Below are 15847 nucleotides of genomic sequence, written 5' to 3'. Positions count from 1 at the left end.
GCGCGAGAGGCGGCCGCTCCTACGAGGAGCGCCACCAGCTGAGGCACGACGGGATACGCATGGCAGGAAGGATAACGCCGGTGCGCCCGGCGGCGCGGTCTGTCCGGCGGCCCGGTTTGCCCTGCGGCCCGGTTTGCCCGGCGTCGCGGTCTGCCCGGCGGCCCGGTGTCACGCCCCCACCCCCAGGAACCGCAGCACCGCCAGCACCCGCCGGTGGTCCGCGTCCGCGCGGGGCAGGTCCAGCTTGGCGAGGATGTTGTTGATGTGCTTGGCCACCGCGCTCTCGCTGACCACGAGCCGCTCGGCGATGCCCGCGTTGGAGCGGCCCTCGGCCATCAGGGCGAGGACGTCGCGTTCACGGGCGGTGAGGCGGTCGAGGGGATCGCTCCGGCGCCGTACGAGGAGTTGGGCGACGACCTGGGGATCGAGAGCGGTGCCGCCGTCCGCCACGCGCCGCAGCGCCTCGATGAACTCCTCTACGTCCGCGACCCGTTGCTTGAGGAGGTAGCCGACTCCGCTGGTGTGGGTGGCGAGCAGGTCGGCGGCGTAGCGCTCCTCGACGTACTGGGAGAGCAGCAGGACGGCGGTCGCGGGACGGCTCCGCCGGATCGACAGGGCCGCGTGCACACCCTCGTCCGTGAAACCCGGCGGCATCCGGACGTCCACCAGGGCCAGCGCCGGGTCGTACTCCTCCACGGCGGCCAACAGCCCTTGGGCGTCGCCCACTTCGGCCGCCACCTCGAAGCCGGCCATCTGAACGACCTTGACCAGCCCCATCCGCAGCAGCACGGAGTCCTCGGCGATCACGGCACGTCTCAACTCGGGCACGGCAGCTCCACGTTCATCGTCGTCGGTCCCCCTGCCGGACTGCTCATCCGGAACCTTCCGTCCACCGACCGCACCCGCTGAGCGAGCCCGGTCAGTCCGCTGCCCCGGGCGGGATCGGCGCCGCCGGGGCCGTCGTCGGAGATCACCAGCCGCAGTATTCCGCCCAGCCGGGTGACCGTCACCTCCGCCCGAGTCGCCTCGCGGGCGTGCTTGGCGATGTTCGTCAGCGCCTCGGAGACGACGAAGTACGCGACCGCCTCCACCGCCGGGGACTGCCGCCGGGGCAGCTCCACGCGGAGCCGTACGGGCAGCGGGGCGCGGGCGGCGAGCCCCGACAGGGCGGCATCCAGGCCGAGTTCGTCCAGGACGGCCGGGTGCAGTCCGCGTACGAGACTGCTCAGCTCCTCGATCGCCTCCTTCGCCTCCTGGTGCGCCGCGTCGATCACCTCCCTTGCCTCCGGCGGCAGTTGGGTCAGCGTGGCCCGGGCGATTCCCAGGTTCAGCGCCAGCGACACCAGGCGTTGCTGCGCGCCGTCGTGCAAGTCCCTTTCGATGCGCCGTCGTTCGGCGTGGGCGGCGTCCAACGCACCGGCCCTGCTCTCGGTGAGGTCCTCGACCCGCCGCGCCAGGTCCTCCTCCCTGCTGTGTCCGAGCAGAGCGGGCACCACCTGGCTCTCCAGCCGTACGAGAGCACCGGCCGCGCCCGGGACGGCGGCCAGCACGAGCAGTCCGGCCGCGGAGACGTACACCGCCTGTACGGAGTAGCCGAGGTGCCCGACCCGCCACTCCCAGGGCAGGGCGTACACCCAGGCCCAGGTGAGCGACGCGGCCACGGAGGCCAACAGCAGCCCTACGACCAGCACTTCGAGGACGCCGAAGAGCGTCCCGGCGAGGCAGTGGTACCCGGTCTGGCGCCACGGCCGCCGCCAGCCCGGGCCGGGGATGTCGATCCCGAGGAAGCGGCGGAACCGCCCGCGCTGGGCGACGGTCAGCACCGGCACGGCACCCGCCGTCAGCAGCAGTGCGAAGCCCAGGATCACCGGCGCCGTGCCGTCCCCTCCGGCGAGGGTCTCCCACACCAGGCCGGACACCATGAACAGTGCGACCCCCATGAAGAGATGAAGCGGCACCCCCAGGGCGAGGAAGGACGCGTCACGGGCCAGCCGGGTGAGGGCGCGCCGTGACCGGGGCGGGATTCTCATGGCGCAACGGTAGGCGGCCGGTACGGGGACGGCCATCCAACTTCCTTCCGTATCGGGGGTGTAGCCAGTGCCACCCCAGGTCGGACAGCGGCGTTACTGACCCGGGCCGGCGGAAACCGGAGGGTTGACCGTGAGCCCGAAGGCCGGGTTCACGACACCGGAGGAGACCTCCGTCATGGCCCTCGACCACCCGCTCCCCCTCGTCGTCCGCGCCCGTGGCACGGCCCGTTGGCACGGCCGCGTGCTGGCCGGCGCGGGCCTGGCCCTGCTGCCCTGGCTCGGCTACCTCGCCGGCACGCTCCCGCCCGCCGAGGCCGCCGCCTGGGTCGCGCTCGACGCGCTGGAGGCCGCCGCGCTGATCACCGCGGGAGGGTGTCTGCTGCGCGGCGACCCCCGGCACCGCGTACCCGCGGCCGCCGCGGCGGCACTCCTCCTCGCCGACGCCTGCCTCGACCTGGCCACCGCCGCCCCCGGCCCGGAACTGGCCACCGCGGCCGCCATGGCGGTGTGCGCGGAACTCCCGCTCGCGGCCCTGTGCGTGGCCGTCGCCGTCCGCCCCGTAACCCGGCGCGCGGAAGAGGCACCCCTCCCCTGAGAGTGCGGACGGTCGCACCTGCCGCTCGGCTCGATTCGTTTCCCCCGTTCATGACGGCTCGGCCGAAAGACCGTCACGCGGGGCGCCCCCGCGAGGAACCCGCCTGTTCGCCACTCCGTCTTCCTGGCGGGTCGCAGGCTTCCTGCGGCACGTAACCAGATGGCGGAGTGCCGCGGCCGTTCCGCACGAGTACAACGCGAAGGTCGGGGATCTCGTCCCAGGACCCGCAACCGACTAGGACGTGAGATGCCCACGTTGAAGCAGGGCCGCAAGGCGGCCGGATGGATCGTGGCAGCAGTGCTGCTGACGTCTGGATGCGCCGCTTTCGACGGCGGCTTCGCCGACGCCGGAGGGCCGGGCGCGTCCTACGAGCAGGCGTACGCCGACCACGAGCCGCTGCACGTGACCGGCTACCCCTCCACCGGCTCCCTGCTGGTGATCCAACAGCTCGTATGGGACATCGCCGACGGCAGGACGGACAACCTGCGCAAGCTCGCCACCAGCGACAGCACCGCGGCCGAGGCCCGCAAGACCGCCGAGAACTGGATCAAGGGCTACGGCACCGGCGCCCGCGGAAAGGTGACGGGCGACTTCTACGACTCCGGCTCCGAGCGCCAGGTCGTCGTCCTGTACTTCCACAACTCCCACCAGGTCCAGGAATTCACCGTCCGGCTCGATGGCGACCCGGGCAGCGAGAACTGGCGGGTCCTGATGAAATCCCCGGGCCTCAAGGACGCCACCCACGCCCCCACCTGGGCCCCGAAGACCCCGGGCGCGACCGGCTCCCGAACGAGCACCGACTGACCCCGCCCCACGCAGAAGGGGTGCCCCTCCCATGAGGGGCACCCCTTCTGACTCGTCTCTACGACCTCTGCGGAGGCGGTGGGATTTGAACCCACGGTGACATCGCTGCCACGACGGTTTTCAAGACCGTTCCCTTCGGCCGCTCGGGCACGCCTCCCCGCGCCGCCCACCTGGGGCGGAGCGGGGTACAGCGTACCGGGATCGCGGGGTGGAGGGGGCGGTGGGCGTCAGTTGTCGCCGACTCGGGAGCCGAGGGTGAGGTCGACCGTGTGGTCCTGGCCGCCACGCTGGTAGGTGACCGTCACCTTGTCGCCGGGCTTGTGGGTCCAGATCTCGCCGATGAGGGTCGGGCCGCTGTCGACGACCGAGCCGTCGAGCCGGGTGATGACGTCGCCCGGCTTGAGGCCGGCCTTGGCGGCGGGGCCGCCCGACTCGACCGCGGCGGCGCCGGCCGCGCCCTGGTCGGTGATCTTCGCGCCGTCGGTGGAGTCCTCCAGGGAGACGGAGGCGCCGATCTTGGCGTACACCGGCTTGCCGGTCTTGATCAGCTGCTGGGCGACGTACTTCGCCTGGTTGATCGGGATGGCGAAGCCGAGGCCGATCGAGCCGGACTGGCCGGAGCCGAAGCCGCCGCTGTTGGTCGACTGGATCGCGGAGTTGATGCCGATCACCGCGCCGGAGGCGCTCAGCAGCGGCCCGCCGGAGTTGCCCGGGTTGATCGACGCGTCGGTCTGCAGGGCGCTCATGTACGACGCCTTGCTGCTGGAGCTGCCGTCGCTGGAGGCCACCGGGCGGTTCTTGGCGCTGATGATGCCGGTGGTGACCGTGTTGGACAGCCCGAAGGGCGCGCCGATGGCGATCGTCTCGTCGCCCACGGCCACCTTGTCCGAGTCGCCCAGGGAGAGCGGCTTGAGGTCCGAGGGCGCGTTCTTGAGCTTGATCACGGCGACGTCGTAGCCCTGCGCGTGGCCGACGATCTCCGCGTCGTACTTCCGGCCGTCCGGGAAGGTGGCCGTCAGCTTGCCGCCGTCGACCGCGTCGGCGACCACGTGGTTGTTGGTGACGATGTGGCCCTGGGTGTCGAAGACGAACCCGGTGCCGGTGCCGCCCTCGCCGCTGCTGCTCTCCGCCTCGATGGTGACGGTGCTGGGCAGCGCCCGGGCCGCGACGCCCGCGATGGTGCCCGCCGAGCGCTTGACCTGCGAGGCGCTGCTGTCGGTGGCGGAGATGGTGGTGGAGCCCTGGCCGTCGTTGTCCTTGGCCAGGGTGTAGCCGATGCCGCCGCCGACGCCGCCCGCGACCAGCGCGGCCACCAGGACGGCGGCGATCAGCCCGCCGCGCCCGGAGCGCTTGGGGGCCGGCGGCTGGTACGAGGCGCCCCAGCCGCCGCCCGCGCCGCCGGCCCCGCCCGCGTCGCCGTGGGCGGGGGGCGGCCAGGAACCGTCGGGGGCGGGCGTGCCGTAGGAGTGGTGCGGGGCGGGGCCCTGACCGTGGGCCTGGGGGCCCTCGGCGGGTGCCGGTCCCGGAGCCTGCCCGGCGTGTCCGGGCGGGCCCTGGGGCAGCGGCGGCAGCGGAGTCGTCGGTACTCCGCCGTCGGATACGGCGCCCTGCGCGGAGGCAGCGGGAGCGTCCACCGGCACGGGAGGTGCGGACGGGGCCGGGGGTACCGCGTTGCCCTCGTTCTCGGTGCTCACAGCTCTTCTCCTCGATCCACGGCTGTCGTCGTCGGTCGCACTTGTTGTATGTACGCAGCTTTTCCCACGAGCCGTCAGAGCACCATAAGCGGGGGCTGTGGGTCCGGTGACAACCTTTACACAGGACATCTCCGGCAATACTTATATACGCATTAATTACCGCGTATCGCCGTGCCCGTCACGCGTACCGTTCACGCCTCCCACCGCACGTCGTGTCGGTGGCACGATGACGCCGTGACCCATGTATCACAGCACTCGATCCAGGTCGTCGCGCACCGGGGGGCCTCCGAGGACGCGCCGGAACACACCCTGGCCGCCTACCGCAAGGCCATCGAGGACGGCGCCGACGCCCTCGAATGCGACGTAAGACTCACCGCCGACGGCCATCTCGTCTGCGTGCACGACCGGCGGGTCAACCGCACCTCCAACGGCCGCGGCGCGGTCTCCGCCCTGGAGCTGGCCGACCTCGCCGCCCTGGACTTCGGCTCCTGGAAGGGGCGCGGCTCCGGGCGCGGGCGGGACGAGGAGCCCGACTGGGAGCACCGGCCCGAGGACCGCGAGGCGACCTCCGTGCTCACCCTGGAACGGCTCCTCGAACTGGTCGCGGACGCCGGGCGCCCGGTGGAGCTGGCCATCGAGACCAAGCACCCCACGCGCTGGGCGGGCCAGGTCGAGGAACGGCTGCTGATGCTGCTCAAGCGGTTCGGCCTGGACGCGCCGGAGCACCCCGCCGACTCCCCGGTGCGCGTCATGAGCTTCTCCGCGCGCTCCCTGCACCGGGTGCGGGCAGCCGCGCCGAACCTGCCGACCGTGTACCTCGCCCAGTTCGTCTCGCCCCGGCTGCGCGACGGGCGGCTGCCCGAGGGGGTGGGCATCGCCGGGCCCTCGATCCGCATCCTGCGCAGCCACCCGGCATATGTCGAACGGCTGAAACAGGCCGGGCACCAGATCCATGTGTGGACCGTGAACGAGCCCGAGGACGTGGATCTGTGCGTACGGCTCGGGGTGGACGCCATCATCACCAACCGCCCGCGCGCGGTGCTCGGCCGGCTGGGCCGGCTCGGCTGACCCCACGGCTTCCGGTCCGGTACGGCCCAAGAGTCCCGTAAGGACCGGCACGCGGCCCTTGACCCGGGGGCGGCGGTGGAGCATCCTCCGTTTCCCGGCCACACCACCGAAATCCGGCCACCGGGCCATAGGGAGCACAAGGGAGTGCTCCGGCGCGTTCGGTGCGTGTGCGGACGTTGCGAATGCGTCGCCGGAACAAGACTGACCGGTTTCCGGTACAGGCCAAAGGGGCATCCACACCGTGGCGTGGGGCGAAGGAGGTCTCGGGGGTGGCGTTGGTGGTGGCACAGGAGGTGCCCACGTCGTCGAGCATGGCCGTACCCCATGGCCCTGCGGGCGTGGGCAAGGCGAGGCACCGGATGCGGGCGCAGCTGCGCGGCGGCGGTGTGTCGGAGTCGGTCATCGACGACGCCGTGCTGATTCTGTCCGAACTGCTCAGCAACGCGTACCGGCACGGACGCCCCCTGGGCGGGGCCCCGGCCGGGAGCGGCTGGGTGCGGGCGGCCTGGCGGGTGGACGCGCGGGGACGGCTCATCGTGGAGGTCACGGACGGCGGCGGCCCGACCCGCCCGGCTCCGGCGAGCCCCTCGGTCACCGCGCACGGCGGCCGGGGACTGAGCATCATCGACGCGCTCGCCGACGACTGGGGCGTCCGGGACCAGGTCCCCGGCGAGATGACGGTCTGGGTGGTCGTCCACGCCGACGTGCACGATCCCGACGCACGCTGCGGACACCACGCTTTCGCTACGCGCGTCACGGCGGTGCCGTCGCTGCCGGCGCTGGACGGACTGGACTTCGCGGACGTGTTCGACGCCCTGGACTGACGGCCCCCGGGCGGCCCCCGGGCGCCCCGGAGTTCCGGGCCGCCGAGGGTTGTCCACAGGTCCGAGCCGCTGATGGCGCGAACGGCTAGGCTCCCCGCGTACCAGACGGAGCCGTAACCGGGAGACACCCACGATGGCCAAGAAGCGACCCCAGACGAAGGCCAAGCGCCCGCAGCCGAGCGGGGCCCGCTCCGACGGCGGACAGATTCCGGTCGTCGGCGCCCGGGAGGCCTGCCCCTGCGGCAGCGGCCGGCGCTACAAGGCGTGCCACGGCCGGGCCGCCGCGCACGCGGCGACCGAGCTGGTGCACCGCCCCTTCGAGGGGCTGAACGGCAAGTGCGACTGGGTGGCCCTGCGCGAGCTGGTCCCGGCCGCCACCGCCGCCCTGACCCTGCGGGAAGGGCTGCCCGAGGGCGTCCCCTCCGTCACGCTGGCCACCGTGCTGCCGATGGCGTGGCCCGCGCTGCGCCGCGACGACGGCTCGGTGCTGCTCGGCCTGCAGAACGACACGGCCTCCGGCGACATCAGCCGCGATCTGGCCGACACCCTGCTGCGCGCGCTGGAGGCGGAACCCGGCACCCCGGTCGAGGCCCGCCGCGCCCCCGCCGACGGACCCCGGCTGCAGGACCTGCTGGACCCGGCCGCGCCGCTGGACCCGGACGTGCACAGCGGCTTCGAGTTCTGGGTGCCGGACGCGGAGCACGCGAGCGCCGAGGTCACCGCCTCCCTGGAGCGGGCCAACGCCGCCGCGATCCCCACGGTGAAGCTGACCGGCGTCGAGTCGGCGTACTGGTGCGAGACCCCGGAGAAGAACCACCTGCGCTGGGTCATGCCGCACCCGGAGGAGCGCCTGCTGGACGCGCTGGCCCGGCTGCACGCGGCCGGACAGTCGAGCCTCGGCGAAGGCACCCGCCTGGTCGGCTCCTTCCGCGCCCACGGTCTGACCGTGCCGGTGTGGGACCTGCCCACCGGGGTCGGCGCCGAGGACATCGAGAAGCCCGCCGCCGCCTTCGCCGAGCGGCTCGCCGAGGCCCTCGCGGTCACCGAGCCGCTCACGCCGGAGGAGCGCCGGGCCCGTGGCGGACTGACGAACCGGCAGGTCACGCTCAGCTGAGAACGGCCGGGACGGCGGTGACCCGGGAGGGTGACGCCTGTCACAACTCCCGGTTCTGACAAGGCAATCGGTGGCCGAATGGCCGAGCCGGAATTTGCGAACCGCCGATCTCTTGTTACCGTTCCAGTAGCCCGGTTGCTGGTGCATCCCCCGTCGCCAGCAACCGGGCCTTTCCATGCCCGCGTGCCGGTCACGCACCCGCGGTGCGACACCAACTCCCTTGCTAACGGGGGAAGTTGCTCCCGGCCCGCAGCAGCAGTGGCGCGGCATCGCCCCGCCCGGCGAACTCCGCGACGGCCGTGAAGGCACCCGGAACGCCCCCGGCACCCCGGACGCGCACGCGCGGGGTCTCGCAGGTGGCGGGCTCGTCGTCGCCGTCGGCCGCGCAGCGCGTCAGCACGGTCCGGCCGCCCGGGCCCATGAGGCTCAGCAGGGCGTCCATCGCGTCACCGCTGGTGTTGCGGTAGTAGGTACGGGCCCAGGTCTCGCCGCCCCGGGTCAGCACACAGGTCTGCGCCTCGACACCGTCCGGCGCGGAGAGTCCGGGACCGCAGCGGACGGCGGTGGCCTGCCCGAGCCCCAGGGTCCGGCGGCGCTCCCGCCCGGCTACGCCGGCTTCCGGAGCGGGCGGGACGGCAGCGGGCGTACGGCCGGCGGACGGGGAGCCGACGGGCACCCCCACGACGGGCGCACCCGTGGCAGGCACACCCCTGACAGACACCCCCGCGCCGGACCCGCCGGCGGCGCCCGCACCGGAAGCGGGCGCGCCGGCAACCGCCGTACGCCCACCGGACGCGCCGGCGACCGCCGTACCGCCCCCGGACCGGTCCGGCCCGCCGGGCTGTCCCGACGCCGTGCCCAGCGGCAGCAGCACCGCCGCCACCGCGAGTCCGGCGAGGGTCGGCAGACGCGGCCGTACGGGGGCCCGGCCGCCGGGGCCGGTGGGGATGCGCAGCATGGGCGGAACATAACGAGCCCGGAAGGCAGTCCGGGCCCGCTGCCGCCCGACACCCCTACAACTCGGGCGCGCTCACACCCGTACGAGTGAGGGCCTCGACGACGGTGGGCACCACGGCCTCCACGTCGGGCACCCAGGGCCGCGCCGAGCCGGGCAGCGGGGCGCGCTCCCAGCGGACGGCGCCCTGGCCGGTCTCGGAGGGGGGCAGGGCGAGATAGCCGCCCTCGCCGTGGAAGCGGAGGGAGCCGGGGACATGGTCCTGGGCGTAGAGGAGTTCACCCAGTTGCTCCATGGAGTACGGCCGCACCAGGATCGCCCAGCGGACCGGCGTGGCGATCACCGGGCCGAGCCGCTTGCCGCGCCGGTCGAGCAGGGCGAGGGCGCGGGCGGCCGCGAGCGCGGGCAGGCTGACCGCGCACGGCGCCTGGCCGCCGGTGGCCAGGACGATCGGGGCGGCCGGGCGCCGGCCCCACCACCAGCGCACCATGCGCGCGTCGGTGCTGGCCGCGAGCAGGCCGGGGTCGAAGGGGTGGGCGCCGGGCACCGTGCAGTCCGGGTCGGGGCAGGAGCAGCGGGACGGGCCGCCGGAGTCCGGCGCCACGCCCGGGAGTACCGGCCACCGCCACTCGGTCGCGAAGGTCAGGGCCGCGCCGGGCAGATCCGGCCCGGACTCGTGCCTCCCGGGCAGCAGCCCGCGTCGCCTTCCGAGGATCTCGCGCATGAGCGCTCGTTCCTTTCCGTTGCACCGCTGGGCAACTCCGTTGCACCGCTGGCAACACCGTGGAATCACATCATGTGTCGATCACTTCACTCTGCGTACCTTGTGGCGCATCACGCCCCCGCGCACGGCAGGAAGAGCCCCCGGGGTCGAACATCGGCCGCGTCGGTGGTGCGTCCAGCAGGAGTACGGCTGCGGCGCGGGGGGTGGCGAAGCCTGGCGTTTTGCCGTCGCGCGTGTTTCTCTCCGCCTCCGCCACGGGAGGATGGGGCTCGGCCGTCGGTTGGTATGACGCCCGGGTCCGCCGCCAGGTTCCGGGCTGTCGCCCAACCGCCCCTGGCCTTCTCCGAGTACGTACCCATCACGACCGCTGTGACGCTCCGTGGAGCAGGGCCAGTCGACCGCAGAGGAGCCTTACCCGAGGCAGTTTCAAGCCAACTTGCCAGTAAGGCAAGGGCATCGAAGGAAAAGCACGTCAGACGCACGGACACCAGGAATACCGGCAGGACAATGCTGGACATCCCCTCACGAGTCCGTGTACATGTGGAGACACTGCCAGCGGCGCAGAACGACATGGGGGTTCGCGATGCTTTTCAGCACGACGCACCGGCCCGGAAGCCGAACGCCATGACCGCCCCGCACCCCGCGAAAGTGGCCGGAATCGATCCCACGGTTGCCACTCCCGCCCACACTGTCGCGCCCGTCCCTCCCGTCCCGGACGCCGCTCTCCCCCCGGACACCGCGCCCGCCGCACCCGCCGTCCCCGCCCCTCACGCGCCCGCCCCCGGCACCCTGCTCCAGGACCGGCTGGCCGGCTGGGTCTCGGACCTCACCACCCTCCAGGAACTGACCGAACGGCTGTGCCGCACGGGCACCCTCGACGCCGCCCTCCAGGAGCTGCTGCGCGCCGGGGCCGCCCTGGCCGGCGCCCGCCGCGGCCTCGTCGTGCTGGAGCCCGGCGACGGGAGCGGCCCGCGCACCACCCTCGGACTCGGCCTCGACCGCGCCGACATCGGCCACCTGGAGACCGTCCCGCACGGCCCGCTCCACCCCGTCCCGGGCGGCGAGAGCGTCCGCGCCGACCTGTTCGCCGAGGACGGCCTCGACCCCCGCCACCGCGAGGTGGCCACCCGTCTCGGCTACGCCGCCTGCTACGCGCTCCCGCTCGTCTCCGAGCCGGCGGGCACACTCGGCGGCGCCGTCTGGTTCTACGACGAACCGGCCGCCCCCGACGAACACCACCGTCATCTGATCGGTCTGTACGTCCGGCACGCCGCCGCCCACCTCGCCCTGCTCACGGAGGTGGAGCGCGCCCGCGCCCGCGCGGCGACCATCACCGAGGAGCTGCTGCCCTCCCGGCTGCCCCGGGTGCCCGGCGTCCAGCTGGCCGTCCGGCACCGCACCGGGCCGCACGGCGGCGGCGACTGGTACGACGCCCTGCCGCTGCCGGACGCCGCGCTCGGCCTCTCCGTCGGCTCCGTCACCGGCTCAGGACCCGGCGCGGTCGCCGCCATGGGCCGGCTGCGCGCCTCGCTGCGGGCCTACGCCGTGATGGAGGGCGAGGACCCGGTCGCCGTCCTGTCCGACCTGGAGCTGCTGCTGCGGCTGACCGAGCCCGCCCGCTCCGCCACCGCGCTCTTCGCCTACTGCGAGCCCGCCCTGCGCAAGATCACCCTGGCCGGGGCCGGACACAGCCCGCCGCTGGTCGTCGGGGAGCGGCGCACCGAGTTCGCCGAGACCTCCGTCTCCGCGCCGCTCGGCATGCTCGCCTGCTGGGAGGCGCCCAGCCTGGAGTTCCACGCCGAGCCCGGAGAGACGCTTCTCCTCTACACCGACGGACTGCTGCACCGCACCGGCGAGGCCATGGACCGCGCCTTCGCCCGGCTGCGCGCGGCCGCCGCGAGCGTCCCGCGCGCGCTGCGCGGCGACCCGGGCGCCGTCGCCGACCACGTCCTGCGCACGGTCCTGCCGGACGGCCTCGACGCGCGGGACGACGAGGAGGACGTGGTCCTGCTGGCGGCCCGCTTCGACTGAGCCGGCGCCCACCACGACGCCGCACGCCCCGCATCGACGCCGCGCCCCCGCCCCGTACCGACGCCCCGGTCCGTCCCGGTACGACCGTACGATGATGGTGGTTCCCAGCTCGGGCACGGTCGCGGACCTCGCGAGCCCGGGGAGACCACTTGCCGTACGGAGGAGGATCACGTGTCCGACGAGCTCAACCCGGAGACCCCGGAGTCCGAGGCGGAGGAGCCCATCAAGCAGCGGAAGAACGGCCTGTACCCGGGCGTCTCCGACGAGCTGGCCGACAACATGCGCGGCGGCTGGGCCGACACCGAACTGCGGGACCTGAAGCCGGTCGCCCAGGCCGCCGAGACCCGGCGCCGCCGCGCCGAGCTGTCCGCCCGCTTCCCGGGTGAGCGCCTCGTGATCCCCGCGGGCAACCTCAAGACGCGCTCGAACGACACGGAGTACGCCTTCCGCGCCGCCACCGAGTACGCGTACCTCACCGGCAACCAGACCGAGGACGGCGTCCTCGTCCTGGAGCCCGCCGAGGGCGGCCACCGCGAGACCATCTACCTGCTGCCCCGCTCCGACCGCGAGAACGGCGAGTTCTGGCTCTCCGGCCAGGGCGAGCTGTGGGTCGGCCGCCGCCACTCGCTGACCGAGTCCGAGGCGCTGTACGGCATCCCCGCCGCCGACGTGCGCAAGCTGGCCGACACGCTGCGCGAGGCCACCGGTCCGGTGCGAGTCGTGCGCGGCCACGACGCCGGCATCGAGGCGGCCCTGGCCGACAAGGTCACCGCCGAGCGCGACGAGGAGCTGCGGGTCTTCCTCTCCGAGGCCCGTCTCGTCAAGGACGACTTCGAGATCGGCGAGCTGCAGAAGGCCGTCGACTCCACCGTGCGCGGCTTCGAGGACGTGGTGAAGGTCCTCGACAAGGCCGAGGCCACCTCCGAGCGCTACATCGAGGGCACCTTCTTCCTCCGCGCGCGCGTCGAGGGCAACGACATCGGCTACGGCTCGATCTGCGCCTCCGGCCCGCACGCCTGCACCCTGCACTGGGTGCGCAACGACGGCCCGGTCCGCTCCGGCGACCTGCTCCTGCTGGACGCCGGCGTGGAGACCCACACCCTCTACACCGCCGACGTCACGCGCACCCTGCCGGTGAACGGCACGTACACCGACGTCCAGCGCAAGATCTACGACGCGGTGTACGAGGCCCAGGAGGCGGGCATCGCCGCCGTGCAGCCCGGCGCCAAGTTCCGCGACTTCCACGACGCCGCGCAGCGGGTGCTCACCGCGAAGCTGGTCGAGTGGGGCCTGGTCGAGGGCCCGGTCGAGCGCGTCCTGGAGCTGGGCCTCCAGCGCCGCTGGACCCTGCACGGCACCGGTCACATGCTCGGCATGGACGTGCACGACTGCGCGGTCGCCCGCACCGAGACCTACGTCGACGGCACCCTGGAGCCCGGCATGGTCCTCACCGTCGAGCCCGGCCTGTACTTCCAGGCCGACGACCTGACGGTCCCCGAGGAGTACCGGGGCATCGGCGTGCGCATCGAGGACGACATCCTCGTGACCGAGGACGGCAACCGGAACCTCTCGGCGGGACTGCCGCGCCGCTCCGACGAGGTCGAGGCGTGGATGGCCGGGCTCAAGGGCTGAGACTCAGGAACTGAGCCTCAAGGACTGAGGCCCAGAGGCTGAGCGCTCTCCCTCGTACGACGGCGGCGGCCGGGCACCTCACGGGGTGTCCGGCCGCCGGTGCGTTCGGGGGGGCCTGGTCAGAGAGCCGCCGGGGCGTGGTCGTGCAGTACGCGCTGGAAGAGGCGGCAGTCCCGCCAGGCGCCGTCGATGTGCAGATAGCGCGGGGCGAGCCCGATCGGCGCGAACCCGCACTTCTCCAGGACCCGCTGCGAGCCGGTGTTGTCGGTCAGCGTGGACGCCTCGACGCGGTGCAGTCCGAGCCGGTCGCGGGCGAGGTCGCAGACCCGCTCCAGGGCGGCGCTGGCCAGCCCCTGGTTCTGCCGGTCGGCGGCCACCCAGTAGCCGACGCTCGCGCTGCAGAAAGGACCCCGGGAGATGCCGGACAGGGTGATCGCCCCCGCGATCCGGCCGTCCGGCGTCTCGATGATCCACGGCGCCACGGTTCCGTCCGCACAACTCCGCAGCAGCCCCTCGATCCGCTCGGCCTGGCCGCCCGCGGTGAAGAAGGAGTCGGGCCTGACCGGCTCCCAGGGGGCGAGGTGGGCACGGTTGTCGGTATAGGCGGCGGCCAGCCCGGGGGCGTCGTGGGGGGCGAGGGCACGCAGGGTGAATCCACCCGTTATTTCCTGGTTTTGAATGAGTTCCGCAGACATGCGCGCACCCTAGCCGCGCGGGCGCCCGGTGGAACCCCTCATGCCGTAAGCAGGGAAGGATCTTTCTTCCACTTGAGGACCTTGTCGAAGCTCACCACCGTGCCGCCCCGGCCCGCACCCGTCCCGATGTGGACGTGATCGGCCAGCGCGCTGATCAGACACAGCCCCCGGCCGCCCTCGGCGTCCGCCCGCGCCGGGCGGACCTCGGGCACGGACCCGAACCCCGGCCCCGAATCGGCCACTTCGATGCGGCACTTCTCGCCGTCGAGGTAGGCGGTCACCCGGTACGCCTCCGAGCCGCCGCCGCGCACGCCGTCTCCGCCGTGCTCGACCGCGTTCGCGCAGGCCTCGCTCAGGGCCACCGACAGGTCGTAGGAGACGTCCGGGTCGACGCCCGCCGTCTCCATCGTGCCGATCAGGAGCCTGCGGGCGAGCGGCACGCTCGCGGCCTCGCGTCGCAAGTGGACGGACCACCAGATGCTCATGCTCCAGCCTCCAGGCCGCGGCTCGACATACCGTTACGTATTGCCGCCGCTCCGCGTGCGTAAGCCCCTCCGGAGCGTGAGGTCGCCCATAGAGCCGATGCGCGCGGGGGACGAATCGGTGTATGGCCCCGGGCGCCCCACGCGTGTGCCCCGCGCTCCGCCGGCGCCGTCCCGTCGCCTCCCCTTCGCTTTCCCTGCCGCCGAATCCGGCCACCTGGCGTACGGGGCCCGGGAGCGCAGTGCGATGATGAGCCCCGCCATGACTGCCCCCCACGCGCGCACGACGCGCGCCGGAACCCGGTTCCGGCTGCTGCGGGCCGCGGTGTTCGCCGCGGTCTGTGTCGTGCTGGCCGCGGCCGGGCACACCATGGCCTCCTGCGCGACCGTCCCGCTGTGGACGCTCGGCGCGGGGTTCGCGGGCTCGCTGCTGATCATGGCGCCGCTCGCGGGGCGGGCGCGTTCGCTGCCCGCCATCGCCGCACTCCTCGCGCTCGGCCAGACCGCGCTGCACACGCTGTTCGGTCTCGGCCAGCACACGTCCACGGCTGCGGCGGGCTCCATGAGTTCGATGGGGTCCATGCACATGGGCGGCATGGGCGGCATGGGCGGCATGGGGTCCATGCACATGGGCGCCGTGGCCCCGAGCCAGGACGTGCTCGTCGAGCGGGCCACCCGGCTGCTGTGCGGCTCCGCCCCCTCGACGCTCAGCCCCGGCCGGGCCTATCAGCTGCTGCTCGACGCACGGCTGATCGACCCGTCGGGCCACCTCCTGGGCACCCCGGCGGCCGCCGCCCCGCACGCCCACGACCTGACCGGCTTCTCCGCCGCCGCGCTGCCCTCGCTGCAGATGCTGCTCGGGCACGTCCTCGCGGCCGTGGCCGTCGGCTGGCTGCTGCGCCGGGGCGACCTGGCCGTGCTGCGGCTGATCGGGCTGTCGGCCCACGGCGTCGCCGAGGCCGCGCTCGTACGGTCCCTGCGCGCGGCGTTCGCCCTCGCGCGCGCCCTGTGCGCCGGGCTGCTGCCCGCCACCGGGCCCGACCCGCGCGCCCGCCGCGACGACCGCGACGAGCAGCCCGCCCCGCACACCACCGCGCTCCAGCACTCCGTGATCCGGCGCGGCCCGCCCGCCGCCGCGTTCCGCCTCGCCGCCTGACACGACGCGACCACCACTCCCCGGGAACCGGACCACCGGCACC

Annotated in this window: 15 protein-coding genes and 1 tRNA gene; 8 read left to right on the top strand and 8 right to left on the bottom strand. The window is 73.6% G+C overall.

What is annotated here, in order from left to right; translation table 11 throughout:
* Positions 1-168: 168 nt before the first annotated feature.
* Entirely contained in the window at positions 169-807 is a 639-nt protein-coding gene (locus AB0898_RS02490; RefSeq protein ID WP_366801049.1) for a response regulator transcription factor, read from the bottom strand.
* 8 nt (positions 808-815) lie between these two features.
* Entirely contained in the window at positions 816-2030 is a 1215-nt protein-coding gene (locus AB0898_RS02485; protein WP_366800942.1) for a histidine kinase, read from the bottom strand.
* Positions 2031-2160: 130 nt separating this feature from the next.
* Here AB0898_RS02485 and AB0898_RS02480 point away from each other — a divergent pair, with 130 nt between their 5' ends.
* Positions 2161-2625, top strand: coding sequence for a hypothetical protein (locus AB0898_RS02480; protein WP_366800941.1), 465 nt, complete (start codon positions 2161-2163; stop codon positions 2623-2625).
* Positions 2626-2871: 246 nt separating this feature from the next.
* On the top strand, positions 2872-3429 hold the full coding sequence (locus AB0898_RS02475) for a hypothetical protein (protein ID WP_366800940.1): 558 nt from the start codon (positions 2872-2874) through the stop codon (positions 3427-3429).
* A 70-nt stretch (positions 3430-3499) separates the two neighbouring features.
* Here AB0898_RS02475 and AB0898_RS02470 read toward each other — a convergent pair.
* Both AB0898_RS02470 and AB0898_RS02465 read right to left on the bottom strand, forming a co-directional pair.
* Positions 3500-3586, bottom strand: a tRNA-Ser gene (locus tag AB0898_RS02470).
* Positions 3587-3656: 70 nt separating this feature from the next.
* Entirely contained in the window at positions 3657-5123 is a 1467-nt protein-coding gene (locus AB0898_RS02465) for a trypsin-like peptidase domain-containing protein (RefSeq protein ID WP_366800939.1), read from the bottom strand.
* A gap of 234 nt (positions 5124-5357) precedes the next feature.
* Here AB0898_RS02465 and AB0898_RS02460 point away from each other — a divergent pair, with 234 nt between their 5' ends.
* From AB0898_RS02460 to AB0898_RS02450, 3 genes are all read left to right on the top strand, one after another.
* The gene (locus AB0898_RS02460; protein WP_366800938.1) at positions 5358-6191 is read left to right on the top strand and encodes a glycerophosphodiester phosphodiesterase; all 834 of its coding nucleotides are present in this window, start codon (positions 5358-5360) and stop codon (positions 6189-6191) included.
* A 182-nt stretch (positions 6192-6373) separates the two neighbouring features.
* Positions 6374-7015 carry an ATP-binding protein gene (locus AB0898_RS02455; protein ID WP_366800937.1) on the top strand — a complete coding sequence of 214 codons (642 nt, stop codon included), beginning with the start codon at positions 6374-6376 and terminating at the stop codon, positions 7013-7015.
* 133 nt (positions 7016-7148) lie between these two features.
* On the top strand, positions 7149-8129 hold the full coding sequence (locus AB0898_RS02450; protein ID WP_366800936.1) for a DUF5926 family protein: 981 nt from the start codon (positions 7149-7151) through the stop codon (positions 8127-8129).
* A 223-nt stretch (positions 8130-8352) separates the two neighbouring features.
* Here the strand turns inward: AB0898_RS02450 and AB0898_RS02445 are convergent, their stop codons facing one another.
* On the bottom strand, positions 8353-9087 hold the full coding sequence (locus AB0898_RS02445; RefSeq protein ID WP_366800935.1) for a hypothetical protein: 735 nt from the start codon (positions 9085-9087) through the stop codon (positions 8353-8355).
* A 55-nt stretch (positions 9088-9142) separates the two neighbouring features.
* Positions 9143-9808 (bottom strand): bifunctional DNA primase/polymerase, encoded by a 666-nt coding sequence (locus tag AB0898_RS02440; RefSeq protein WP_366800934.1) that lies wholly within the window; start codon positions 9806-9808, stop codon positions 9143-9145.
* Positions 9809-10315: 507 nt separating this feature from the next.
* On the opposite strand from AB0898_RS02440, the gene AB0898_RS02435 reads away from it, so the two are divergent.
* Both AB0898_RS02435 and AB0898_RS02430 read left to right on the top strand, forming a co-directional pair.
* Positions 10316-11839: a PP2C family protein-serine/threonine phosphatase gene (locus tag AB0898_RS02435; protein ID WP_366800933.1), complete on the top strand. Its 1524-nt coding sequence runs from the start codon at positions 10316-10318 to the stop codon at positions 11837-11839.
* 171 nt (positions 11840-12010) lie between these two features.
* Positions 12011-13471 carry an aminopeptidase P family protein gene (locus tag AB0898_RS02430; protein ID WP_366800932.1) on the top strand — a complete coding sequence of 487 codons (1461 nt, stop codon included), beginning with the start codon at positions 12011-12013 and terminating at the stop codon, positions 13469-13471.
* Positions 13472-13590: 119 nt separating this feature from the next.
* On the opposite strand, the gene AB0898_RS02425 is transcribed toward AB0898_RS02430, so the two are convergent.
* Complete coding sequence (locus AB0898_RS02425) at positions 13591-14166, bottom strand: GNAT family protein (protein WP_366800931.1); 576 nt, start codon at positions 14164-14166, stop codon at positions 13591-13593.
* 38 nt (positions 14167-14204) lie between these two features.
* A complete protein-coding gene (locus AB0898_RS02420; protein WP_366800930.1) occupies positions 14205-14651 on the bottom strand; it encodes an ATP-binding protein in 447 nt (148 codons plus the stop codon).
* 259 nt (positions 14652-14910) lie between these two features.
* Here AB0898_RS02420 and AB0898_RS02415 point away from each other — a divergent pair, with 259 nt between their 5' ends.
* Positions 14911-15804 (top strand): hypothetical protein, encoded by an 894-nt coding sequence (locus tag AB0898_RS02415; protein WP_366800929.1) that lies wholly within the window; start codon positions 14911-14913, stop codon positions 15802-15804.
* Positions 15805-15847 lie beyond the last annotated feature (43 nt).

The organism is Streptomyces sp. NPDC005435 (assembly GCF_040703155.1).
Classification (GTDB): Bacteria; Actinomycetota; Actinomycetes; order Streptomycetales; family Streptomycetaceae; genus Streptomyces.
Note: the sequence above shows the minus strand (reverse complement) of the source record. Positions and strands in the feature narration are given on the sequence as shown.

What these genes read in the sequence shown, in the direction of transcription:
- AB0898_RS02420 (WP_366800930.1), bottom strand. Translation starts at nt 14,651, where the DNA reads ATGAGCATCTGGTGGTCCGTCCACTTGCGACGCGAGGCCGCGAGCGTG.
- AB0898_RS02455 (WP_366800937.1), top strand. Translation starts at nt 6,374, where the DNA reads ATGCGTCGCCGGAACAAGACTGACCGGTTTCCGGTACAGGCCAAAGGG.
- AB0898_RS02450 (WP_366800936.1), top strand. Translation starts at nt 7,149, where the DNA reads ATGGCCAAGAAGCGACCCCAGACGAAGGCCAAGCGCCCGCAGCCGAGC.
- AB0898_RS02440 (WP_366800934.1), bottom strand. Translation starts at nt 9,808, where the DNA reads ATGCGCGAGATCCTCGGAAGGCGACGCGGGCTGCTGCCCGGGAGGCAC.
- AB0898_RS02435 (WP_366800933.1), top strand. Translation starts at nt 10,316, where the DNA reads ATGCTGGACATCCCCTCACGAGTCCGTGTACATGTGGAGACACTGCCA.
- AB0898_RS02445 (WP_366800935.1), bottom strand. Translation starts at nt 9,087, where the DNA reads ATGCTGCGCATCCCCACCGGCCCCGGCGGCCGGGCCCCCGTACGGCCG.
- AB0898_RS02475 (WP_366800940.1), top strand. Translation starts at nt 2,872, where the DNA reads ATGCCCACGTTGAAGCAGGGCCGCAAGGCGGCCGGATGGATCGTGGCA.
- AB0898_RS02485 (WP_366800942.1), bottom strand. Translation starts at nt 2,030, where the DNA reads ATGAGAATCCCGCCCCGGTCACGGCGCGCCCTCACCCGGCTGGCCCGT.
- AB0898_RS02415 (WP_366800929.1), top strand. Translation starts at nt 14,911, where the DNA reads ATGACTGCCCCCCACGCGCGCACGACGCGCGCCGGAACCCGGTTCCGG.
- AB0898_RS02425 (WP_366800931.1), bottom strand. Translation starts at nt 14,166, where the DNA reads ATGTCTGCGGAACTCATTCAAAACCAGGAAATAACGGGTGGATTCACC.